Raw genomic sequence first — 23,433 nt, forward strand, 5'->3', positions numbered from 1 at the left:
TAGCTGAGTGGACACTATATTACCAAAGCCGCTCACACATAAAATAAAAGAGCACTATCATGACTACTGAGCTAGCAAGCAAATTTCAAGATCCAACTCGCGGCGTTTACTTTATCGGTACGACTCCGCCGAAACTTTCAACAGAAGAAGACAAGCTGCAAGAAATCAGCGCTAAGCTTCTAGGGCGCCTTTCGGAACTTGAATACGACGGAATGATTGTTTATGACATTCAAGATGAAAGCAGTCGTATTGCTAAACCTCGCCCTTTCCCATTCATGGAAACTCATGATCCGCGTGCTTGGTCAAAACGTTTAAGCAAATTGTCTGAAAGACCTGTCATTACTTATAAAAGCGTTGCAGCTCGCAGTAAAGCAGAGTTCAGCAACTGGCTTGATGAAGCTTGGAACGTTTATGGTATTCGCGATTTAGTGCTTGTTGGTGCGCCGTCGTCTGACGGTCAAATTTCGCTACCTCTACCGCAAGCCTACGAGGCGCTCGAAAATGCACCTCAACCGTTCAACCTTGGCGGTGTTACGATTGCAGAACGCCATGCTAAGAAAGGCGATGAGCACAAACGCTTGCTGAAAAAGTCTGAATCAGGTTGTGATTTCTTTGTCTCTCAAGCCGTGTATAACCCGCAAGCTACGATCGACCTGATTAGTCAGTACGCTCGTAGCTGCAAAGAGCAAGACATCACTCCTAAGCGCATTATTTTGACCTTTACACCCTGTGGTAGCACAAAAACATTGGAGTTTATGGAATGGCTTGGTATCTCTGTTCCTGACGCGACCAAGCACCGCATTCTGGACGCCAAAAAACCACTAGAAGAGTCCATTCGAATTTGTCGTGCTGCATTAGAACAAATTATCGAGACGGCTCTGCCGCTTGGTGTGCCATTAGGCTTAAACATCGAAAGTTTGACAAACCGAAAGGAAGAAATTGACGCATCTATTCGTCTTTATAAACTACTTAAAGCAACGCTTGACCTCAAGCTTGCGGAACAACAAATCAAATAAGCTGACTAAGCTGCTCTAACACTACGTCTTCTTGAATATACTGCATGGCCTTCGGGTCATGCACTCTTGTCGCCCAAGGCAGCTCGGATACGGCCTTACCATATTCTTTTTCTGCCAATGTTTCATAAACACTGACCACCCTCTCTAAATCTCGATAAGGCCCTGTCCGTCTAGGATTTGAATGCGCATACAACCCCAATACTGGCGTGCCGACTAAGGTAGCCATATGAGCAGGCCCCGTATCTGGACTGATAACAAGCTTAGCATCGCGCAATACCGACATCATTTCTGGTAAATTAGTCTGTCCCGTTAAGTTGATCACGCCCTCAGCCATCAAACGGCCTGCCAGCGCTTTCTCCTTTGCGCTTGGGCCTCCGGTTAGCACAACCGCGAGTTTTTTCTCTCGTAAGTAACGAATGACTGACTGATAGCCCTCGAACGTCCAATTGCGCTCTGCTTTTGAGGCACTGGGGTTCAATACGACGTATTCGTCGGGAAGCGGTGACTCTGTAGGAGACGTAGGCAAGTCCAAAGGGCATGGAATCAGGGGCGTCTCAATCCCCAAAGGCGCGGCAATGGATAACAAACTGTCTAAAACATGAGCGCCTTTCGGCTCATCAGCCCATTCATTCACAAACCAATGCTGCTTCTCTCTTGAGAAAGCCTTTGAAAAGCCAATTCTTCGTCGCACGCGAACCATACGCGTTAACAAACTTGCTCGTAAAGACCACTGCATGTGCAACAAGATATCGTAATAATTTGCTTTCAGCGATTGTCTCAGTGCTAACATGCCTTTTAAACCTGACTTTTTATCGTATATAACGACATTAACCTTAGGCAATAAACGCACCAAATTGGCTTCAAGTGGTGACGTTATCCACGTGATTTCAGCGTGGGGGTAACGTTCCTGAAGACGAGCAACGACAGCCATCGCGTGGCACACGTCGCCTATAGCCGAGAGTCGTACGACTAAAATGCGTTGAATCGATTTATCAGGCTGGTTTTGCATGTCACTCTTTATACTGATTAAAATTGGCGGACATTATAGAATATCCACTCTATAATGTGTGCAATCAAGCACTTATAAAACACAATTAGCGCAATTTCAGCGTTTCGAGCCGTATTGCCCTTCCAAGATAAAGAGATCTATGCCAGTCGCTCAACAGCTCAGCAGTAAAATCACTCTAATGACCAGCCAAGCAAACTTAAATGCGGCGCAAAACTGGTTCGATCCAAATTATTGGAAACGCACAAAGCGACTATTAAAAACGGCTTCAGGAAGAGGTGAAGTCTGGTTTATCGACTCCCCCGCTGGCCCAGCCGTTCTCAGAAGATATCGCCGTGGCGGCTTAATTGCAAAGTTCAATAAATACTGCTTTGTGTTCAGTTCTTTAAAAAGGACTCGGCCGTATAAAGAACTCAATTTGCTCGAATACATGGTCACAAAAGGGTTAAATGTTCCCACACCTATTGCAGGGCTGTACCGCAAATCAGGCTTACTTTATGAAGCATGGTTGCTGACAAAAACCATCCCTGACGCCGATGATCTCTTTAATTGGATCTTAGAAGGCAAACACAGCCAATTGGACTGGCGTACGATCGGTCAAGAGATCAAGCGCCTGCATGATTCCGATGTGTTTCACTCAGATTTGAACTGCCATAACATTATGATAGATTCAAAACATAAAGTATGGATTATCGATTTTGATAAGTGCGGACAACGCAATATGACTCAAAAACTAAGAGATAATAATTTAGATCGATTAAAGCGTTCTTTTGAAAAAGAGAAACAAAAACACGCCAATTTCCACGTTGAAGAAGCCAACCTAGAACACCTATTGGACGGTTACAAAAATGGCTAAATCAACCACACTCAATCAAGGACTACGTGCTTTTATCGCGCCTAAATATTGGCCGACCTGGATCTTTATAGGCATCGCGTACTGCTTGAGTTTTTTGCCTTGGAAAGTACAACGCACACTCGGAACATACGTTGGCCGCCTGCTGTATAAGCTCGCCCCTAGAAGACGTCGCATCTGCGATGTCAATTTAGAAATCTGCTACCCCAACATGCCTCTCGATGAACGAAATATACTCTCAAAAAGGCATTTTGAAAGCATAGGTCAAGGTTTGTTTGAAACCATGACCAGTTGGTTTCGAAACAGCGACCACATTGCGAAACGCACACAGTTCAATGGCGACGAGGTCATCAATGAAGCGCTTGCGGCCGGAAGAGGCTGTTTGTTAGTCGGCGCTCATTTCTCCCCGATTGATTTATGTGGCATACAGCTTGCGAGACACATTGAAGTCCACCCAATCTACAAGCTGCAAAGCAATAAAGTGATCAATTGGGTCATGGAGCGCCAAAGACAGCGCGCCTATAAGAAAACCATTGAACGAAGCAACACAAGAGAAATCATCAAGTCACTGAAAGACAATAAGATCGTTTGGTTCGCAGCGGATCAAGATTACGGCCGAAAAAATTCCGTCTTCGCCCCCTTTTTCAAAAGAGAGTGTGCGACCATTTCTCATGTGGGCCGAATCGCTAAAATGAGCAAAGCCCCTATTGTGTTGTATGACTATACACGTACCGAATCAGGTTACGTGCTAACACTCTCACATGTGAAAAATGTTCCGAGCGAGGATGACGTTACCAATGCTACGCGATTGAATTCATTGTTCGAAGAGATCATTGAACCGAAGAAAGAGCAATACTTCTGGACACACAGACGCTTTAAGAACCAGCCGAACCCCGAAGATCCTTCTCCGTACTAATCTTCTTGCTGGCTCTTCACTGAGTATCGCACTCTGTAACGTGAGGAGTGAGTACAGACATTAAGCTCAGAGGCCAACACTCCCCCTCACGCCCACACCTCACAGAAGTTCAAAGCTCACAGAAGCTCAAAGTTTAAAGTAAAAAACGCGATTCTAAGTTCTAATCGCCTCGCCAAAACCGCGTATCGCGTCGAGTCTTGCATTGGTGTCATAAATTGGGAACGAGGCAATAATTTCATCCGCTTTGGTTGCCTCAAGGAAGCGCTCTAGTTTAAAGCGAACGGTTTCTTTGGAACCTGACACACTGTATTGCAATGTATGCTCAACCATGTGTTTCTCCGATGGTGACCACAAGCCTTCCATATTGTCAGTCGGTTTCGGAAACGGTGCGCTGACGCCACGACGAAGGTTTAAAAACTGCTGCTGAGAAGACGTCATCAAATAATTCGCTTGCTCATCGGTCTCAGCCACTGAAGCCATGATTCCTACCATGACATAGGGCTTTTCTAACTGCTGACTCGGCTTGAAAAGTCGACGATATATCGTGATCGCTTGAATCAAATAATCAGGAGCAAAGTGAGAAGCAAACGCAAAGGGCAACCCAAGTTCAGCGGCTAATTGCGCACTATAAAGACTGGAACCCAGCATCCAAATAGGCAAATGAGTTTGATGACCTGGTGTTGCTTGAATCCCGTTGTGTCCATTATCGAAATAATCTTGAAGTGCTTGAATATCTTGCGGGTAGGAATCGACGCTTTCGTTCACATTACGACGCAACGCTTGTGCTGTCCTCATGTCTGTCCCAGGCGCTCGACCAAGACCGACCTCAACACGATTAGGGTAAAGTTCCGCCAGTGTGCCAAATTGCTCCGCGATCACCAATGGAGAATGGTTGGGAAGCATAACACCGCCTGACCCAATTCGAATGGACTCCGTTTTCGCACCAACATAGGAAAGTAAAACTGAGGTTGCAGAACTGCCAACCGCTTTCATGCCGTGATGCTCTGCCAACCAATAACGCTGGTAGCCAGATGCTTCCGCTGCCTGCGCAACGCGAGCACACTCGGTTAGCGACTCGTGAGTAGAGCGCCCTTCACCAATGGGCGCTAAATCTAAAATAGAATACGTAACCATCTAATAACCCAATTTAATATGTATTGGTGTCATTATCAGGTCGAACCCTTCTTCTCTCAACTATAAAGTATGCAGCGAAATAGGATCTTTTAGCGCTCGTTTTATCTATTTTCTAATCGGTTGTAATCCAGAACGCCACTTTCCATGGGGCGCGCCTTCTTATTGAGCTCGCCAATCGCGTCACTCACCTGCCAAAAACTTGGATTAGTTCGCCTCACGCCAAACCGATTTAAGAGATTAACGTAGTCTTGCTTAGATTCCATCGAGCCAATCGTATGCACCCAGTCGATCACCTGATCTTCTGAAACCGTCATAAAGACATTGGGATAATCTCCCAAAACCCCTTTCGCAAGGGTGACGGTATCTTCTTCGGGCGCAAGTGCGTCCTCTTCATCCAATAAACTTGAGATATTCAAGTGAGCCCGATTGTGAATAACGCTTAGCACATCTTTCGGCGCACCTTGTTTATCCGTAATCAACACCACCGACACTTCAGGTAAAAACTGGAGCCCTCCACCTTTAATCAACGCAAGGTGTTGTAATGCTGCCAACTCCGTCGAATTGAGCGCAAGATTTTTAACGTCATAATCTTGGTTCAAAACAGGTTTTAGACGCTGACTTAACTTCTCAATAAGCTCACGTTTGTGTGAGCCTGTCCCATAAGAAATATTGGTCGGCACATCGACGTTCAGGTAATCGTCGAATATATAATCCTTAATCGTTTGGTTCGCCTCGCGGTACCAAAACTGGCGTAGTCGGTCTCTCTCATCCTTAGGAAGAAGCAGTAAAAAGTTCATCTCGCCTTCCATACGAAGAAAATCCATATATAAGCGAGTAACCAGTTGATGCCCGACGTTGCCGTACACGTCAAAGCCCGCCACGAGTAAATAATGAATGCGCTCTAAAAGAGGATAATCGATTACCCAAGCCGTTTTAGGCGCTTCGCCGACTAGTCCTTTGACAACGGTCGCATTATCAAAGTGCCTGAATACGGTCAGCGCTGCATTTTGATTTTGCTTATCGCCATCCCAAATCAACGACATATCAATCGGTAAACCTTTAGCCACAGCCTTCTCGATTAACTGCGCTTTCGCTGACATATAGTCTTTTTGTTTCTCTGAATACAGTACCCATGAGCTAATCGGCAACGCATTACTGCTCAGTTCTGCTGGCATATCGAGGTGCTGCGCCTGACCGTTAAGGAAAACCGACATTTCATTGCGGTAATCGACCTCAGGGTTCACAAAGTACACCCAAAACTGTTCATTGATGACGTTCACCGCCACTTGCCCACGACATACCGGCCCTTTAATAAAAGCCATTATGGTATTTTGCGCGTGTTCTAACAGAAAACGATAACGCCCGTAGCTCGGTATGACACCAAATGCTTTAAAGGGGTTCGTCGAAACGTCATAGTCGTAACTGGGTAATGATTCGACCTGATAATCTGGTGAATATAAATAGCTCATCCATAAGTCATATCGCGCTTCTGTCAACGCAAGAGGAATGTGGTTTTTCTGAACTTTTGTTTCCCGCTCTGGCACTAAACGATAATAAACGCGTTCGACCTTTGGATCATCATACGGGCGACGTGTCGCAATAATGCTGACTGGTTCACCCGGTGGCGTTTTAGAACGCACGAGACGAAAACGCACATCGCTTTCATCCAAATATAAGCTGTATAGGTAAATATGTTCGTATACATAACGCGAAACTAAGCGGTGCTTTAAGTCGTCGAGATTAAATCGAGATTCCCAATCCGACACACTGTCAGCATGTTCGTTGGACAAAGGCTTAGGATCAGGAATAACGCCACCGTTAACCAACCAACGCGTGATAGTCGTGTGTTCTTGGTCCGTTAACGCAGGCAACCCGTAGGGCATTCCCCAATGAGGATGCGTTTTTTCAAATGCATTGTATTCTTCAATTGTTGGGCATTGCTGATCGCGTGACAAGGCAAAGTCATATTCATCGCCGAGAACTTCTTGGGTAAAATCGCCCTGCTCCCGTCTTAGACTAAGCGCTCGAAAGAGGACACTGGCATTGAGATTGGCACTTGGACTTTGTGAACGCTCATTTAATACTGGGTTGAAGCCTTTTTTTCGCCAATCCGTGAGCGACTGTGCATCAATGTATAAACGCGTTGGATCGGAAGCGAGTAAGCGAGTGCCATCATAAACAAGATCCTTCGAGAGACCTCTTTCAATTCCAGCTTTGGATGTTAGTTTAAGTTGGCAAGGAGAGTCGTAACAAGCGTGGCAAGAGACGCATCGCCGATCTAAGATAGGCTTCACTTCGCCATTGAAAAACGCGGCTTCATCGGCGGAAGCAACCTGCTCCCGATTCTCTAACGAGGGAAGTCCATACGCCTGATCCATTTTCTGAGTAGCATAAACCGCACACCCAGTAAGCAACAAAAAAATAAAAACGACAGAAATTCTTCGTGACATAATGGTCATTAATCAACTTTCAGAATACAACATCCTTACCGAATTCTAACGCCCACTTAAAACCCAAAGACGCCGTTCAAAATAACTCATTTACTTGTCACTCAAATAAGCGGCAAACGAGTCACTTTGAACGGCGTCTTTTCAGTTGCTCACTCTATTCTGCTAGCTTCAAGTCGCCAACAGTAAGCTATGTGCTAAAGGCTGTTATAGGCCAACAACCCTAAGCTCACGGCTATCTAAACGAACAACAGGTAGTAAGTAGGAAACGAAAGCGAGACTTCCTTACACGCTTTCTTCTTCGTACTTCTCTGCTAACTCGTACGCGTCTTCGCCCATATCATCATTGGCGAGAACCAGCGCTTCTTCATACGAGCTGCCAAATTCAATTCGAGTAATATCGTATAAATCATACTCAAATGTTTCATCAAACCAACGAGCATCTGAACCGATTTCTTCAAGTTCAAAGCTTACGGCATCAGCACGTACTACTCGGCCGATTTCACAGCTGTCTGGTTCAACTTCTTCACGATGCAGAGTGACTAGGCCAAACTCTTCACTGATGTCCACCAGCAAAACAGCAAGGTCATCAAGGTCGACATCTGGGTCTTCAATTTCTTCGTCTCGAAGTTCAAGAACGCGCTTTTGAAAATCATTAAAAGGAGCGGGGTGCACAAAATCACTGATGTCTTCTAAAAACAGTATCTGATAACCGTTCAGGTGAACGCCATCATCAACCAATTGCAGCAACACCATTTCTTCATTGGCATCTATTACAAATCCATCTGTCCAGTTATCTGGGCCATCTAAATCTTCTCGAAAAATTCGTACGACATTTTTTCGAGTGCGGGCTTTTTCCAATTCGATGAGCATGCTGGCTCCCTTAAGAGGCGTAACGACTAACTAAATAAACAACGAGCTAATTAACTACTAGCTAAATCAACAACTAACTTTGTTCACTGCTTACACTGGTATTGAATCACCAAGTGAGCAACTTAGGCTAGTTTAAACCTTGCGATGCAGACTAACAACTTATTGTAGGACTTCGTACCAATTTTCAACCATATCAATAAGATCATCCAATCCACACTCGGCTTGAATGCCATCATTTGACGCTTGGTAGAAGCTATTTTGAGTATCAAACATCGCTTTAATTTCGTCTTCCATTTGAGACATATCGACACGTCGACTCACCGCCGCGCCCTCTTTGGAAATCACGATATCAAAGTTACCATGTTTAAAACGTGTTTCCTCGCCTTCCGCTTCTGCGAGGTTAACCGCTTGAAGTACTCGTTGCACCGTTTCCCTTTCATTTAAATAGTCGCTTATCCATTCAGCGATCGCCGTAAACTCCACATCAGTGAAGACTCGGTAAGCGTTACTTTCTTGATCAAAGGCGATTTCGTAATCCACTGTGATTAACCTCGTTCTTCTTGCATGTTTTCTTACTTTAAACTTTCAGGCTAACAGATCGACAAGCCTTGGTTTTCTATATACGTTTATTCAGTCTTAGGCTCATCAGAACGTTTGTCTCGATGCGCTTTATTTTGTTCTTGCTGACGCTGCGGAACCGCTGCGGCTAATCGTGCTTGACGCTCAGCTTCTTTCTTCGCCTTCACCTCTTCCACTTTCTGCCACTCTTGTTCAACCATATCGGGAGTTTCCATCACATAAGGACCAATTGCGCCACTGCGAACATCCGATAAAAACACTTCCGCCGCCTTATGCACATCGATTACGCCGCCCGATCGCAATGCGCCACGTTTGGAACCAATAATGTTCAACGTATCGTCTGGATCTTTTGGCGCTGTTTTCAGCTTATAGCGCTTAACTAACTCGTCATTGTAATCGTTAATGAAAAACACCAACCCTGCCAATGCAACTTCTTCGTAATCGATTGCCGTATCTCGTACAGCACCAGTCACAGCTAAACGATAGCTGGCATCTGGGTTTTCTATTTTGGGCCAGAGAATGCCAGGTGTGTCGAGTACCTGAAAACCGTTGGTTACTTTTAGCTTTTGCTGGGCTTTAGTGACAGCAGGCTCATTACCCACTTTTGCAACACGCTTACCAAGCAAAGCATTCATTAAACTCGATTTACCAACGTTTGGAATACCAGCGATCATGGCACGAATCGGTTTTTCTGCGGTGCCACGATGCGGAACCATTTGACGAACCCATTGGTTAATCTTAGTCACATCGGACTTATCTTGCGTAGAAAATGGATGAGCAACAATGCTGTCGCTGTCTTTCCAATGGTCTAACCAAAGCGCTAAACGCTTTTTATCCGCCAAATCTTTTTTGTTGAGAAGACGTAAAACGGGAACATCGCCGCGCAAGGTCGTTAACATGGGATTTTGGCTCGCGTCTGGAATTCGAGCATCCAGAACTTCGATAACAACATCCACTTGGGGCATGACTTTTTCGATCTCCCGACGGGCTTTATTCATATGCCCAGGGAACCATTGAACACTCACGGCGTCACCTCTTACTCATTCATTGCTTGGCGGCGGGGGAGTCTAACATAAAAGCGCGACTTACTTGATAGAAAAAGCGCGACTTACTTGATAGAAAAACTAGTGACCGACAAAGCGCTTATAGAAAATTTAGACACTACAGCACTGGCTGTCCAAGAATGAGACTAAATCGACGTCATAACCGTATTTGAAATACACGCTGGCTCTTACTAGAACTGAACCCAATTGCTTCGTAGAATTGGTGTGAGTCAGTGCGAAGTTCATTGCACCTTACTCGAAATTTACCTTTATGCGCATCTAAAGCATACTGCACGAGCGCCCGACCTATCCCTTGACCACGAACGTCTTCAGACACAACCAAACCACCAATTTCATAAAAGCTCTCTGACGCAAGCCTGTGAGCATAAAAAAGGTGTAACCAACCCACAACATGATCGTTTAACTGCGCAACGTAAACCCAATCGTTGGATGAGTTTAGCAAGGCTTGAAGTTTTAAAAGAGATTCTGAAAGTGAAAGTGCTGAATATCCAAGGTATTGAGACACCTCATTAATACCTTGAGCGTCCGATTCTAATGCTGCCCTAATTACGTATCCCATTATTCCTACCCTACTCAGTCCAAAGTCACGAACTAATATACAGCAGACAGAATGACATACCACTCCTCGTCTTTTTTGTAAACGCCCAACTCAATAACCACAACGCGCTTTTCAGAGATTTCAATCGCATTAGATTCGATCACCTTACTCTCCTTTTTGATTTCCGTTTTATCGTAGGTCGATGCTTCAAGAGAGCAGATAGTTGTTAGATCTGTTCCCTGAGCCTGTCGAAGGGATCAACGACTCTAAGGCGCCAGCCAGCGAACAAAGTTACATACTCCAGTAATCCTCCTAACCTACTGACAGAATCTGACATAAGATACGTCTATAATCTCTACCAAATTTCTAATAGACAAGGCACAGCTTCATGCCCGAGCTTTTCAAAGACAAGTTTAACCCTCACGTAATCCAATCAATGGCGCTACATTTTCAAGCCGCTTGGGAAGGTTTCGATCAAGTCGGTTTTGTTGAATTCGCCACGAATGGACTCACCGATTTAGAGCTAAAAGAACGCTCCAAACACATCACAGATGCGATGTTTCGCTATTTACCTGACGATTTTACGATGGCGTCTGACATTCTTTTGGCTAGCTTACGCCCCTATAAAACAGAAGATATTTATGGGTTAACGCCAGATAAAGACGGCATTGTTGGTTGGGCAATTATGCCAATGGCGGATTATGTGGGCTTGTACGGACAGGATCACCATGATTTATCCATGACCTTATTAAAAGAAATGACGAAACGATTTTCGTCTGAATTCGGCATACGTTACTTTCTACTGTCAGACAATAAGTCAAAGACACTCGCGACTCTGAAAGAGTGGACAACGGACGAAAATTACCATGTTCGGCGCTTAGTCTCCGAAGGCATTCGCCCTCGCCTTCCTTGGGCGATGCAATTGCCTGACTTTATTACAGACCCTGAGCCTGTCATTGAATTACTCGAAACATTAAAAGACGACCCTGAAGAATACGTGCGCCGCTCTGTCGCCAATAATCTCAATGACATTGCCAAAGATCACCCAGACCTTGCGGCAAACACGGCTCTAAAATGGATGGCCGATGCGGACGAAAATCGTGTAAAACTCATACGCCATGCGTGCCGTACCTTGTTAAAACAAAGCCACCCAACCGCGTTACAAGTGTTTGGTTACTTTCCGGTAGAACTTAAAGACGCCGCACTCAAAATAAAAACACCCACCGTTTACTTAAACGAACATCTGGAGTTTGAATTACTCCTTGAATCCGACACGCCTGAAAACCAGTCTTTGATGATCGATTATATTATTCATCATCAGAAGAAAAATGGTGTCACGTCACCCAAAGTGTTCAAAGGTAAGAAAGTGATTCTTAAAGCAGGAGAAACGCTTAACTTTAGCAAGCGACACCCGTTTAAACAGGTGACAACACGAACCTACTACTCAGGGCAACACGCTATTGAGATCATCGTCAACGGGGTCTCCATTGCAAAATCTGAGTTTCAGTTTTTCCTTGAAAAATGATCTTTTAGGACAGGCCTTTAACCACAGACTTTTAACGACAAACCTGCTCAACCTAATCCGTCGAGTTGTTTGATAGATGTTCTTTCAAAAAATCAATAAAGGCGTTGATCTTCGCAGGGCGCTTATCTCTGGTAGAAGAGACCAGCGCCACGATATCTGCACTGGGAAAGGTGTATTCCGGCAACACAACTTGCAACCTGTTGTCTTTCATTTCGTTTAACACATTCCATTCTGATCGCTGCATAATGCCATAACCATTAACTGCCCAGTTTTTTATCACGGGCCCCACGTTACTCATCAAAGAGGGACTGATCCGCACACTGGTCGTCTCACCTGATTTTTTGTTCGTTAACTTCCATAGTGTGACATCGTCATCATTCTCTCTTATGACAAGACACTCATGGTTTAGCAAATCTTGAGGGGTATTAATCGGAGCCGCATTTTTTAAATAATTGGGCGACGCTAACAGGAAACGTTGGTTTTTTCTAAAACAATACGATTAAGAGAAGAGTCTTTTAATTGACCGATATAGATCACCACGTCTGGCGGGTCAACCTGAGTCCAATTTGGCGTATCAGACAATATCAATTCAATATGAGTCAATGGGTGGATTTTGTGAAACTCCGCCACCAAGGGCGACACTTTTTCAGTACCATAACCAACTGGCGCCACCACTCGAATTTTTCCAGAAATGGCTTGGTTTTTTTCTGCGACCTTACTTTCTAGTAGCTCAATCTGCTTTAAAACAGCTAAGCCCTCCTCAAACAAGACATTCCCTTCCAGCGTTAATGAAATTGCCCTAGAACCGCGCTCGACCAGCTTGACCTTGAGCTTTTGTTCCAGTGCTTGCAAACGCTGGGACACACTGGGTGGCGTTACATTCAGCTTTCTCGCGGTGGCCGCTAATGACTTACTTTGAGAAAGCGCGACGAAGAATTCGATGTCTTGAGAGGTTAACATTAAGTTCAGCCTAACTATTAGATTAACAAACCATTAATTTTTATACATGATGTTTGATGTTACTAATATGACCTGCTTTTATCCACCACGACTTTGAACCATTAGAAAGTAACCACGAGAAAGTAACCATTAGAAAGGAGGCCATCATTTATGCCAGAATTCATTGTTAGCTTAAGCGCTTTCAATCTAGACGCTTTCACCCTAGACAGCCATGTCTTACTGTTTTTGTTTTTAGTTGCCATTTGCGCAGGCGTAGTAGACGCCATTGCGGGCGGTGGAGGTTTAATCACCATTCCAAGTCTATTAATCGCAGGCGTGCCGCCGATCCTGACTTTGGGCACCAACAGGCTACAAGCCGTCATTGGTGAATCCACGGCCTTCATCACCTTTTTACTTCATAACCAAATACAGGCAAAGAGTTTAATTACAGGGATCACCTTCACCGCTATTGGCGCTCTGGCAGGCTCATACTCAGTCAGTTTGTTTGATAAAGATACACTCGAAATACTGCTGCCCATTTTAATGGTATGCATTACAACCTATGCGATTTTCTCTAAGCGAATCAAAGGCACAGAAGCAACGCAAGGTAAAACAAGCACCCGATCCTTTATGATCTCCTGCGGCTTAATCATTGGTTTTTACAATGGTTTCTTCGGCCCAGGAACAGGCTCCATTTGGATGTTAGCCTTCGTGATCTTGCTTGGCTTCACCATCAAACAAGCGTCCATCATGACCAAACCGCTCAACTTAATGGGCAACCTCGTGTCGTTATTTTTCTTTCTAGGAATTAGCGCGGTGGATTACCGTATCGGGCTCGCCATGGGCGCGGGGCAAGTCATTGGCTCTGTCATTGGCAGCAAAGTCGTTATTTCCAAAGGCGATACCATCGTTCGTCCTGTTTTCATCACAGTAACATTGCTCATGACAAGCAAACTGATTTATGAAGAGTTATCGTCTGATCACTTGTCCACGGTTATGTCTTCAATAATGAATTAGGGGTAAAAGTCCTAAATAAAAAATTTGAATATCCAGAATCACCGCTCCCTGAGCTTGTCGAAGGAATTAAACGGCTTCGACAAGCTCAGCCAACATAGTGCCTCCCATCTGTTTTATTTGACCAGATGTTTGGAAAAAAATGGCACCAGTCGCTCACCTATAACTTGATCGACGTATTGGGTCTTGTAGTACAAATCGTAGTGCCCTGCGCCGTCCACTTCGAAGAAGCTTTTATCCGTCGTCGGCGCTAGGCTATACAGAGTCTCTCCGCTTTCATATTGCCCAGTACTGCCACGCCTCCCACCGACAATCACTTCAAGCGGTTGAATAAGAAACTCGGGCACCAGATGAAGCGCATCAAAACCAAGTAGATGTCCAAAGCTTGTAAAAAGTAACCTATTGGTGGAATTCGGGTGACAATACTGTGATTCACGGTAAAAGGTAACAGCCTCAAGTGTTGCAGGATCGTCGATGCCTGTCGCTTCTGCCCCTTTTAAGCTGTCAGGAATCCAAGGATCACGTCGTTGGGAGGCGCCACGTGCTTCTGCTGTGCGTTGTTTACCGATTTCTGCTAGCAACGTAAGCCGATCATTCATTGGTATTATTTGACGGAATGCTCGACCGATGTCGGTCGCAACGACGGTGCTGATTGCTTTAATGCGATGGTCAGTAAGCGCTGCATTCACTGCGTAACCTCCTCCTGCGCAAATACCAATGAGCCCAATTCTTGCCTCGTCGATAAAAGATTGAGTCATCAAATTATCAACTGCACAACGGATATCTTCGACACGAGTTGATGGCTCCTCAAGATCGCGTGGCTCTCCACCGCTTTCCCCTTGATATGATGGATCGAAGGTGAGCGTCACGAAGCCTGCTCGCGCTAGTTTTTTTGCATAAATCCCGCCTATCTGCTCTTTTACGCTACTGCCCGGCGTCGCTAAGATAAGTGCTGCATATTGTTTGGATTCATCAAACTCATTTGGCAAATATAGATGTCCGGCGATATTGATCTCTCTGTTTTTAAACGTTATGCATTTCATTAATTACCCCACTCCATCACTGTTTGAGTTATTAAAGAAAGCTTATTGAAACGCTTAGGATATTTAAAATTCGATGCCACCAACTTCTTGCCTAATCCTACCAAAAATTTAACTCAGTCTTTTCCGTTCACTTGTAGATAATGAAACGAGGATTACTGCCACATGAAAATGCAAAATCGTTTTGATGCTGACTTTTAGATCGTATATGCTTTTTAAAGACTTGGTTAAGTTGGGTATGAACCATAATATGTTAGAAGAGCTTATAGACTTGGCATTAGAATACGGTAACGACGGTAGAGAGCCTTGCTCGAAGCTTCCATTTTTGTACATTGCTTGCTACGACTCGTTCATCCCTACGCTCCATCATTTGGCTGAACCCACTGCGTCGATTATGGTTCAAGGATCAAAAACGCTGTCTCTCGACGAAGCGAGGTTTACATACCACTCTGGAGAAATGTTTATAAACTCTGTCGACCTACCGATTACTCTTCATCATATTAATGGGTCTATAAGCCATCCGTCTCTTGCCATCGGCATCAAGTTGAATTTATCGATCCTTAGATCACTTCTGCAAGAATCTAAAGACGACATGCTTCAACCAAACATCAGCGTGGGTTTAGGTGTTGGTAAAGCTTCAGATGAGTTGCTTGACGCCGTCCGTAGGCTCATTCGCACACTAAAAACACCAAGTGATAGAGCAATACTTGCGCCAGCTCTAGAACGAGAAATTCATTGGCGACTTTTGCAAAGTGATTTAGGTGGAATATTAAAACGTCTCGCGATGACAAAAAGCCCGCTAAAGAAAATCAGCACTGCCATACACTGGATCCGTGACAATTTTAATCAAACCATTAAGGTCGAACAGCTCGCAAAATTAGCAGGAATGAGCACCACCTCGCTGCATCGTCACTTTCGATTGGCGACGTCGATGTCTCCTATTCAATTCCAAAAGAAAATTCGATTACAGGAAGCAAGAATGCGTTTAACATCGACCGAGAGTGATATCGCCTCAGTCGCGTTTGCTGTCGGTTACGAAAGCCCTTCGCAATTTAGTCGAGAATACAAACGCATGTATGGTGTCCCTCCGATTGAAGACGCTTATTCGACCAAGTTCACCCAGTAGTCCTCGATCTCGCCGTCAATCTTATCAACGCACGGGTCGTACATAACATGCTGGTTCATGTAAACGACTCTCATGAGCACATGTCCTGTTACCGCACTATCAGGAATACTCAATTCTAAATTCGAGGTTTGAGTATAGAACTCATCGATAAGCAGCTCATTTGATTCAAACTTTTTGTTCCCGTCCAAATCCAGCCATACTCGAACGACATTGGCGAATCCATTAGGCAGATCACTGCCTTCTATAGTCGCGTCCAATGAATACGTGCTACCTATATTTAACGCTATCGGCGACGATTTATTTGTCGCAGCCTGATATGAAGCATTCCCCGAGGCAAAGGTGATTCCATTTAATGTAAGCTGGCTAATCCAAAAGTCTTGAGTCACTGCCCACTCTTCTTCCTTGAGACTAACGCAGTAACCATCAGATACACTGATCTCTTCAGAGTAGGTGTTTGATTGACCTTGGCTATTCGTTACTTTTAACGAAACCAAGGCGTTTTCTATGGAACTTGAGTACATATGAGATGGATTTTGAAGCTGAGATGTCTGGTTATCTCCAAAATTCCAAGCCCAGCCGACCGTATCAGACCCGACACTTTTTCCAGTAAAGTTTGCCTGTAATCCAACGGATTGATGTTCAAAGTCAGCAATCGGTTGATCAGAATTAAGATTCATTCCCACTCTAGAAAATGCTCGTACAACATCAATCTTTTCCAAGCCTAGGGGATCCGCCCCGTCAGCAACACATTGCGCCGCATCGAGAAAGGTCAACCCCGGCGACCAGCAATTCATATTAGCCCACAGAAAGACATCAAATGCCTTCATTACGTCCCACTCTTTTGTTGTCGCAAGAACGTAAAAAGGCTTAGTAAGCAGGCCAATTCCCTTGTATGGATTTGTTAGATCTAAATCTTCCGTATATTGGACATAAGCCCCGTCTTTACTCGGATCTTTTAGGTTCCTCGCGGCTTCAAAAGTCCAAAATTGAATGGAGTCTTCTCCGTATAGGAAGTTTGTTTCCCCTTTTACCATATACTCAGCGCTAACCGCAGCGATGTCGGAAAAAGCTTCTGCAACGGCACGATCTACACCGTCCAGTCCAAGATTGGAAAAGCGTGTTGTAAATCCGTGACTGACTTCGTGAGCAATGGTTTCCAAATCCGAAAATGAAAAACTAAATAGGTATCCTTCGCCAATATCCGCATACCCTTTTTGCCAGAATGCGTTGTCTTGGCGCACACCGTAATGTGCTCGAATGCGTGTTTTACTCTCTTGAGGTAACAAACCTATTCGGGATAAATACAAATTATTAACGACGTAACTGCCAAATAATGAATCATTCAAAGGGCTGTAGTTCACTACTAAGTCATCAAAACTACTGTTTCTTAACGGGCGATTTTCATTCAACTTTTGGGTTGTGCAATCAAAACGGAAAGCGGGAAAAAGTTGGTCATCTATTACTACGGGGGAACGATTATCTGTTTCATTACTCATGTCGTGTACGAATGAAAAACCATTGTCGAACTCACACCACTCGGTATTACCATCTACATACGAGTGTGTTTGAAGCGACGGTTTATCTTCCCCAAAATGATAACGGCCTGACCTCAAACTTCCCCCTTTGCCGGATACAGGGGTATTTCCTTTATAGTCAAACAACGGTGTAAAAACCTCGTCTAACACCTCTCCCGATGCAGAAAATCGCCTTACGTAAAAATAGGCATCAGCGACATTAAGCGATACGGACGATAAATCAACCTCTACAAAAGCATCGTTTTCAGAAATCTCTCGCGTAGCTAATGCTCTTTTCTCCGACGAGGCAATTTTGCCTGAAGCTAACCCGAGCTCTACGCTTGATACGGCAAGCGTAGAGCTCTTTGCATTTATGAGTGCAAGGCCTTCTATTTGCTGTGACGAGCCATCGCGATCAATAAACCGCACCATACCTGACGGTAATAGCTGCTTTGCGCGAGTGCTAATGGGATAAACATACAAGGTTTTATTGGATATGGTTCCGAGAGTATCTTCCGCTTCTATATTAAAGATGAGTGTACGCTGAAGTAATGCCTCTTTGAGCGAAATACTCAGCTGATACAGACCACCCTCTTCCTGAGATGACACGCTGTAATTAAAACGAGCACCATCGACAAAAGGAGACAGCAACTCGACATCAACACGCTTTAAATTGTCATCGGCATCCGTTACCTGAAAGCCAATCAGCGTAGTGCTTTCGAGTTCTGCGACTACATCATTCTTAACGTCAATATAAGGGGCTCGGTTCTCGCCTAGCTCTGGCTCTGGCTCTGGCTCTGGCTCTGGCTCTGGCTCTGGCTCTGGCTCTGGCTCTGGCTCTGGCTCAACAGGAGTATCAGGTTGGCTGGGAGAAGAGGTACTCGAATCATCAGAGCTACCGCCTGTACATCCGAATAAAGATAGCGCCATTAAAAACAGCAATAATATGCGCACCGTAAATTCCCTTTCATGATTAATATTTGGACAGTTTACCGTTTAGAAATTGATTTTCAAGCTGCAACAAACAGTCTTACATGCGGCATAAGAGCGCCTGCGGAATAGAGAAGATCACAAAAACAAACAACGGCTCTAAAAAAGTAAAAAGCGCTGATCCAAGTCAACGTTATTTTTTGGTTTACACCTATACTCAATCTTATCCAGAAAGGCATGAGAGATTTCCTGATCTGCTCACTGTTTGCTCTGGGTGTTCTCTCGATCGGGCCCAAAAGCCCTTTTTAGCCGAAGTAAATCCACTGACATTAGTGGCATTACTTCGGCTTTTTTATGTTTGTGTCTTTTTCACGCCCATTTGGAAACGAACCGATGCTTCTAGCACCTCTGGGTAAAGGCTTAAGAAAACGGGCTCGACGTAAGCCAGCTCTGCGTGAATGTCGTCCAAAAATGGAGATAGATGATGACCATGACGCCAGCGTCGTTGAATGGAGCGTATCGCTTTTTCGATGCCTTCTATCGTACCGAGATTAGGTAACCAATTATATTCCACTAACGATTCCACCATGGAATGCAGTCGTGGAGGACACATCCGCAAATCCGCTGATAACGATGTTACGGCTTTTTCTGAAAACGATTGAAAGGATTCATCACTAAAGCGAGACCAATGTTGAACGAGCCAGTAGTCCATAAAAATGTCTTGCACTATCCCTGAAAATCTACGGCGGCCTTTTCGCTCAATTTGGCGGTATTCAATACTCGCGGCATGATGATCCACTAAGGAATCGACCATTTGATGCAATACCCAGCCTCGATAGAGTTCGGAATCAACCTCGGGCTGAAGGCCGAAGTCAGCAACAAGATTACCAACGAACGACGTATTCGTTATATCCGCGATATGAAGGTGCGCAATGTAATTCAATTGGTACTCTCGTTTTTACTTTCGGTTTTACTCTTGTTTTTTAACATGCCTCGTTTGCCTCAAAATGTAGATTAATCTCGGAAGTGAGTTCAAATAAAGGCATGTATTAGGATCAATTACGACAAATATTGACTAGTAAGACAGAAAAATCAGCCTTACTTGATATTAACACTCGCAATAGCAAACTCAAATTTGTACTATGTCTTTTGATCATGATGATCATGGACCCCTTGAATATCTTAAGTTGAAAGTACGTTTGGCTTCAGCGATTGTCTGTTTAGTGTTTGGAAACAGCCTTTATAAAAACGTTTGAATGCCACTAAAATAAGTTATAACTGGCATTCTATTTCGGAAGGATCAACTGCGTCTTTGACTTTAGTTCTTTCCAGAGAAGGCCTTCATAGTCCAATAATGATCATAAAAATGAACAACGATTACTGCGATAAAACCGCTTTTACGTTTTACAGAGCTCGACACTTTTTTTCTTCTGTCATCCGACGTCTCACAAAGCGGACGACATTACTCCTCACTATTGCAGTGAGCGTATGCGCACTACAGGCGCATGCTGCGACTTTGCGCATGGCATTTGACAACAACGTTGTCTCTCTCGACCCTCATGAACTCTTGTCCGAAAGCAGTTTACAATTCTCTCATTTGGTTTACGATCCATTGGTACGATGGAAGAAAGACGGCTCTCTGGAACCAAGACTTGCTACGAAGTGGGAACAAATAGATCCAAAAACCGTTCGTTTTTACCTTCGAAAAGACGTGCAGTTTATTACGGGTAACGCTTTCAGCGCGAAAGACGTTGCTTATACGATAAACAGGTTAAAAGGCTCTCCCGATTTTCGCGCCATGTTTGACACCATTCAAGGCACTAAAATCATTGACCTTTATACGATTGATATCATCAGCGTCGCTCCAAACCCACTGACCCTTAATGTGATGACCTACGTTTTCCCAATGGATCGCGTCTACTTTAAAGACCGAGATAAGATTGTGAAGTATGGCGAAACGTTCGCCTCGAAAAATGTCTCTGGTACTGGCGCGTATTACATCGAAGCGCGAAAAACGGGGGTTAAGACCGTTCTAAAACGCAACCCACATTATTGGGACAAAGAGTCGAAAGGCAATGTAGATAAATTAATCCTGACCCCCATTAGAAATGCATCCACGCGTTTAGCCGCCCTGCTGTCTGGTGATGTCGATTTCATATTCCCGATATCTCCAATCGATATCCCAAGAATGAAACAGCAAAAAGGCATTAAAGTAAGAACACTGCAAGGCACTCGCATTGCGCTCTTGCATATGAATGAAGAGAGAAACCTTGCTCTAAAAGACATTCGAGTCCGAAAAGCCATAAACCTAGCTATCAATCAAAAACTGATTGTCGATAAAATCTTAAAGGGATACGGAACCCCCGCAGGACAATTAAGCGCCGACCGCTTTTTAGGGCACGTTTCGTCTTTAAAACCAGAATACAACCTCGCGAAAGCAAAAGCACTTTTAGAAGACGCCGGCTATAAAGACACGTTAAGCGTTAGCATGATGGCGTCAAACAATCGTTATGTGGACGACAAACTGGTCGCAGAGGCCATCGCGTCCATGTTGTCTAAAGTGGGCATAAAAGTGAACCTCAAGACCTTGCCAAAGGCTCAATATTATCAAGAGTTTGATCGACGAAGTGCCGATCTAATGATGGTAACATGGCAATCTGATACGCTTGACTCTAATAATCTATTCGAATTCTTAGTGGCGTGCCCAGATGGCTCATCTGGGCTTGGCGCGTACAATGCGAGCGAATACTGTAACCCAAGTATCAATCAAGCCATTGGTCAAGCAAACACAGAGATGAATCCAGAGCGAAGAATCAGGTTATTGCAAAGCGTTGAAAGAACCCTTCACAATGATGCGGCTGTGGTTCCTTTATTTTGGCAATCGCTAAATTGGGCGTCCAAAGAGAACGTTCACTTCGAAAACGTTGTTAATGATCAAAACTACCCTTATATTGACCGCCTTATTATCACTGAAAACAAAGGGACCCGTGATTAATGCTGCATTTCTTATTTCGTCGGTTAATTCAAGCCGTCGCAGTGATGCTTGTTATATCTGTCATTAGTTTTGCCATTCAAAGTCAAATCGGGGATCCAACACAACAATTACTGAGCCCGACAGTGAGCCAATCTGAGAGAGAGGCGCTAAGGGATGAACTTGGGTTAAATAAACCGGTGGCCGTCCAATACTGGCACTTCCTGAAAGGCGTCAGTCATGGCGACCTTGGAATGTCTTATTTCCATAAAGAACCGGCTCTTGGCCTTATCCTAGAGAAATTGCCAGCGACACTTGAACTTGTTGTATGCACAATCTTAGTCATGATTTTGGTTGCGACGCCTTGTGGTGTTGCCGCTGCGATTAAGCCTAAAAGCCTCTTTTCAAGAGCGGTGATGCTAATCAGTACCTTGGGGATCTCCATACCGATTTTTATTATTGCTATTTTGATGGTGTATGTGTTTTCTATTCAACTGCAACTGATGCCGAGCTTTGGCCGAGGGGAAACCGTTCCCGTTTTTGGCTCTTGGGAAACAGGACTATTGTCTAAAGATGGCCTCGCGCATTTAGCACTGCCCGTTTTTTCACTTTCTGTTGCTATTATGCCTATTTTTATCCGACTCATTCGGGCTGAAATGCTGGAAGTTTTAGAGTCTGATTACATTCGCTTTGCTTGGTCAAAGGGTTTGTCCCCGGCTCGAATTTACTTTATCCACGCGTTAAAAAATACCGCTCTTCCCGTTATTACTATTGGCGGTATTCAGACAGGCACACTCATCGCCTACACTATTTTCACAGAGAGCATCTTCCAGTGGCCCGGTATGGGGTTCTTATTTATTGAAGCAGTGGGGCATGCAGATACCCCTCTCATCTCTGCGTATCTGATCGTCGTCGGCGGCATTTTTGTTGTGACGAATACACTTGTTGATTTGATATATGGATTGGCAAACCCTACGGTGAAATTAGAGAGTCATACGCTATGATCGGTCACAAACCCGGTGAATATTCCCATCTTTCACATGCCAACCGTTTACATCATATTTGGGCTGGCGTGGTTGGCGACAAGCTCGCTATCATGGCCTGCGCTGCGTTTATTTTCTATTGTGTTGTCAGCGTCTTGGCGCCCTTAATTGCGCCTTACGACATTAATGATCCAAATTTTATGGACTTACTGAACGCCGAAATTGCGCCTTATTGGGTCAGTGGAGATGAGCGTTTCCTCCTCGGTACGGATTCACAAGGAAGAGATTTGTTGTCTGTGATTTTGTACGGTACGCGCCTTTCGTTAACCATTGGTATTCTCGCCGTTGCAATACAAGCCTTTATCGGAATAAGTATCGGGCTAATATCAGGCTATGTGGGAGGAAGGGTTGATAGCTTTCTAATGCGTTTTGCCGATGTACAATTGTCCTTCTCTACGATTATGACAGCGATTGTTTTTCTCGCTATTTTCCAAGCGACCTTTGGTGTGGACACCTACGAAGACCTCGCCATGTTGATGCTCATATTAGTCATTGGTTTAGCTGAGTGGCCCCTGTTTGCCCGTACGATTCGCGCCTCGGTACTTGCCGAAAAACAAAAAGAGTATATCGATGCCGCGAGAGTAATGGGCATTGGTAAGACACGCATCATGTTCAGGCATATTTTGCCAAACACATTGACGCCCGTTCTCGTCATTTTCACGATCCAAATTGCGAATGCCATCATTGCTGAAGCAGCACTTTCTTTTCTTGGTCTTGGCATGCCCTCCACTGAACCCTCTTTAGGGGCATTGATCTCCTCCGGTTTTCGATATTTGTTCTCCGGTGCATGGTGGATTTGCGTCATTCCTAGCGTCGCTCTGATCGGGCTTATCTTGGTGATGAATCTGTTAGGCGATTGGTTACGCGACTACTTAAACCCGCGAACCTACAAACAATGATGCAGA

The 23,433-nt window shown here is 44.5% G+C and carries 21 protein-coding genes; 9 read left to right on the forward strand and 12 right to left on the reverse strand.

Annotation, left to right across the window (positions count from 1 at the left end; all coding sequences use genetic code 11):
* Window positions 1-59: 59 nt before the first annotated feature.
* Window positions 60-1,016: a methylenetetrahydrofolate reductase gene (locus MARME_RS14275; RefSeq protein ID WP_013661970.1), complete on the forward strand. Its 957-nt coding sequence runs from the start codon at window positions 60-62 to the stop codon at window positions 1,014-1,016.
* On the opposite strand, the gene MARME_RS14280 is transcribed toward MARME_RS14275, so the two are convergent.
* Window positions 1,009-2,025, reverse strand: coding sequence for a glycosyltransferase family 9 protein (locus tag MARME_RS14280; RefSeq protein ID WP_013661971.1), 1,017 nt, complete (start codon window positions 2,023-2,025; stop codon window positions 1,009-1,011). The genes MARME_RS14275 and MARME_RS14280 overlap by 8 nt on opposite strands.
* Window positions 2,026-2,164: 139 nt before the next feature.
* Between MARME_RS14280 and MARME_RS14285 the strand changes: the two genes are divergently transcribed.
* Window positions 2,165-2,878 (forward strand): 3-deoxy-D-manno-octulosonic acid kinase, encoded by a 714-nt coding sequence (locus MARME_RS14285; protein WP_013661972.1) that lies wholly within the window; start codon window positions 2,165-2,167, stop codon window positions 2,876-2,878.
* Window positions 2,871-3,791, forward strand: a complete 921-nt coding sequence (locus MARME_RS14290) for a lysophospholipid acyltransferase family protein (protein WP_013661973.1) — start codon at window positions 2,871-2,873, stop codon at window positions 3,789-3,791. Before MARME_RS14285 ends, MARME_RS14290 begins: the two co-directional genes overlap by 8 nt.
* A gap of 153 nt (window positions 3,792-3,944) precedes the next feature.
* Here MARME_RS14290 and MARME_RS14295 read toward each other — a convergent pair whose 3' ends face one another.
* The 6 genes from MARME_RS14295 to MARME_RS14320 form a co-directional block, all read right to left on the reverse strand.
* Window positions 3,945-4,925 (reverse strand): LLM class flavin-dependent oxidoreductase, encoded by a 981-nt coding sequence (locus MARME_RS14295; protein WP_013661974.1) that lies wholly within the window; start codon window positions 4,923-4,925, stop codon window positions 3,945-3,947.
* 101 nt (window positions 4,926-5,026) lie between these two features.
* The gene (locus tag MARME_RS14300; RefSeq protein ID WP_013661975.1) at window positions 5,027-7,384 is read right to left on the reverse strand and encodes a fatty acid cis/trans isomerase; all 2,358 of its coding nucleotides are present in this window, start codon (window positions 7,382-7,384) and stop codon (window positions 5,027-5,029) included.
* Window positions 7,385-7,657: 273 nt separating this feature from the next.
* Window positions 7,658-8,245, reverse strand: a complete 588-nt coding sequence (locus MARME_RS14305) for a hypothetical protein (protein ID WP_013661976.1) — start codon at window positions 8,243-8,245, stop codon at window positions 7,658-7,660.
* 159 nt (window positions 8,246-8,404) lie between these two features.
* Window positions 8,405-8,785, reverse strand: a complete 381-nt coding sequence (locus MARME_RS14310; protein WP_013661977.1) for a YacL family protein — start codon at window positions 8,783-8,785, stop codon at window positions 8,405-8,407.
* Between the two features lie 86 nt (window positions 8,786-8,871).
* Complete coding sequence (gene ylqF, locus MARME_RS14315) at window positions 8,872-9,849, reverse strand: ribosome biogenesis GTPase YlqF (protein WP_013661978.1); 978 nt, start codon at window positions 9,847-9,849, stop codon at window positions 8,872-8,874.
* 175 nt (window positions 9,850-10,024) lie between these two features.
* The gene (locus tag MARME_RS14320) at window positions 10,025-10,447 is read right to left on the reverse strand and encodes a GNAT family N-acetyltransferase (RefSeq protein ID WP_013661979.1); all 423 of its coding nucleotides are present in this window, start codon (window positions 10,445-10,447) and stop codon (window positions 10,025-10,027) included.
* A 367-nt stretch (window positions 10,448-10,814) separates the two neighbouring features.
* Between MARME_RS14320 and MARME_RS14325 the strand changes: the two genes are divergently transcribed.
* Window positions 10,815-11,951 (forward strand): DNA alkylation repair protein, encoded by a 1,137-nt coding sequence (locus tag MARME_RS14325; protein WP_013661981.1) that lies wholly within the window; start codon window positions 10,815-10,817, stop codon window positions 11,949-11,951.
* Window positions 11,952-12,003: 52 nt separating this feature from the next.
* On the opposite strand, the gene MARME_RS21905 is transcribed toward MARME_RS14325, so the two are convergent.
* On the reverse strand, window positions 12,004-12,420 hold the full coding sequence (locus MARME_RS21905) for a LysR substrate-binding domain-containing protein (protein ID WP_083799787.1): 417 nt from the start codon (window positions 12,418-12,420) through the stop codon (window positions 12,004-12,006).
* Window positions 12,414-12,911 (reverse strand): LysR family transcriptional regulator, encoded by a 498-nt coding sequence (locus MARME_RS21560; protein WP_049787783.1) that lies wholly within the window; start codon window positions 12,909-12,911, stop codon window positions 12,414-12,416. Before MARME_RS21560 ends, MARME_RS21905 begins: the two co-directional genes overlap by 7 nt.
* Window positions 12,912-13,061: 150 nt before the next feature.
* On the opposite strand from MARME_RS21560, the gene MARME_RS14335 reads away from it, so the two are divergent.
* Window positions 13,062-13,907, forward strand: a complete 846-nt coding sequence (locus MARME_RS14335) for a TSUP family transporter (RefSeq protein WP_013661982.1) — start codon at window positions 13,062-13,064, stop codon at window positions 13,905-13,907.
* A gap of 113 nt (window positions 13,908-14,020) precedes the next feature.
* Here the strand turns inward: MARME_RS14335 and MARME_RS14340 are convergent, their stop codons facing one another.
* Complete coding sequence (locus MARME_RS14340) at window positions 14,021-14,947, reverse strand: alpha/beta hydrolase (RefSeq protein ID WP_013661983.1); 927 nt, start codon at window positions 14,945-14,947, stop codon at window positions 14,021-14,023.
* A gap of 205 nt (window positions 14,948-15,152) precedes the next feature.
* Here MARME_RS14340 and MARME_RS14345 point away from each other — a divergent pair, with 205 nt between their 5' ends.
* Window positions 15,153-16,070, forward strand: coding sequence for an AraC family transcriptional regulator (locus MARME_RS14345; RefSeq protein WP_013661984.1), 918 nt, complete (start codon window positions 15,153-15,155; stop codon window positions 16,068-16,070).
* Here the strand turns inward: MARME_RS14345 and MARME_RS14350 are convergent.
* Window positions 16,046-18,538, reverse strand: coding sequence for a GEVED domain-containing protein (locus MARME_RS14350; RefSeq protein ID WP_013661985.1), 2,493 nt, complete (start codon window positions 18,536-18,538; stop codon window positions 16,046-16,048). The genes MARME_RS14345 and MARME_RS14350 overlap by 25 nt on opposite strands.
* Window positions 18,539-18,866: 328 nt before the next feature.
* Window positions 18,867-19,457, reverse strand: coding sequence for an acyl carrier protein phosphodiesterase (locus tag MARME_RS14355; protein ID WP_013661986.1), 591 nt, complete (start codon window positions 19,455-19,457; stop codon window positions 18,867-18,869).
* Window positions 19,458-19,880: 423 nt separating this feature from the next.
* On the opposite strand from MARME_RS14355, the gene MARME_RS14360 reads away from it, so the two are divergent.
* The 3 genes from MARME_RS14360 to MARME_RS14370 are packed head-to-tail and all read left to right on the forward strand — an operon-like array spanning window position 19,881 to window position 23,427.
* Window positions 19,881-21,509, forward strand: a complete 1,629-nt coding sequence (locus MARME_RS14360) for an ABC transporter substrate-binding protein (protein WP_148231036.1) — start codon at window positions 19,881-19,883, stop codon at window positions 21,507-21,509.
* Entirely contained in the window at window positions 21,509-22,489 is a 981-nt protein-coding gene (locus MARME_RS14365; RefSeq protein WP_013661988.1) for an ABC transporter permease, read from the forward strand. Before MARME_RS14360 ends, MARME_RS14365 begins: the two co-directional genes overlap by 1 nt.
* On the forward strand, window positions 22,486-23,427 hold the full coding sequence (locus MARME_RS14370; RefSeq protein ID WP_013661989.1) for an ABC transporter permease: 942 nt from the start codon (window positions 22,486-22,488) through the stop codon (window positions 23,425-23,427). The genes MARME_RS14365 and MARME_RS14370 overlap by 4 nt, the downstream gene beginning before the upstream one ends.
* The last annotated feature ends 6 nt before the right edge of the window (window positions 23,428-23,433 follow it).

Source organism: Marinomonas mediterranea MMB-1, assembly GCF_000192865.1.
Lineage (GTDB): Bacteria > Pseudomonadota > Gammaproteobacteria > Pseudomonadales > Marinomonadaceae > Marinomonas > Marinomonas mediterranea.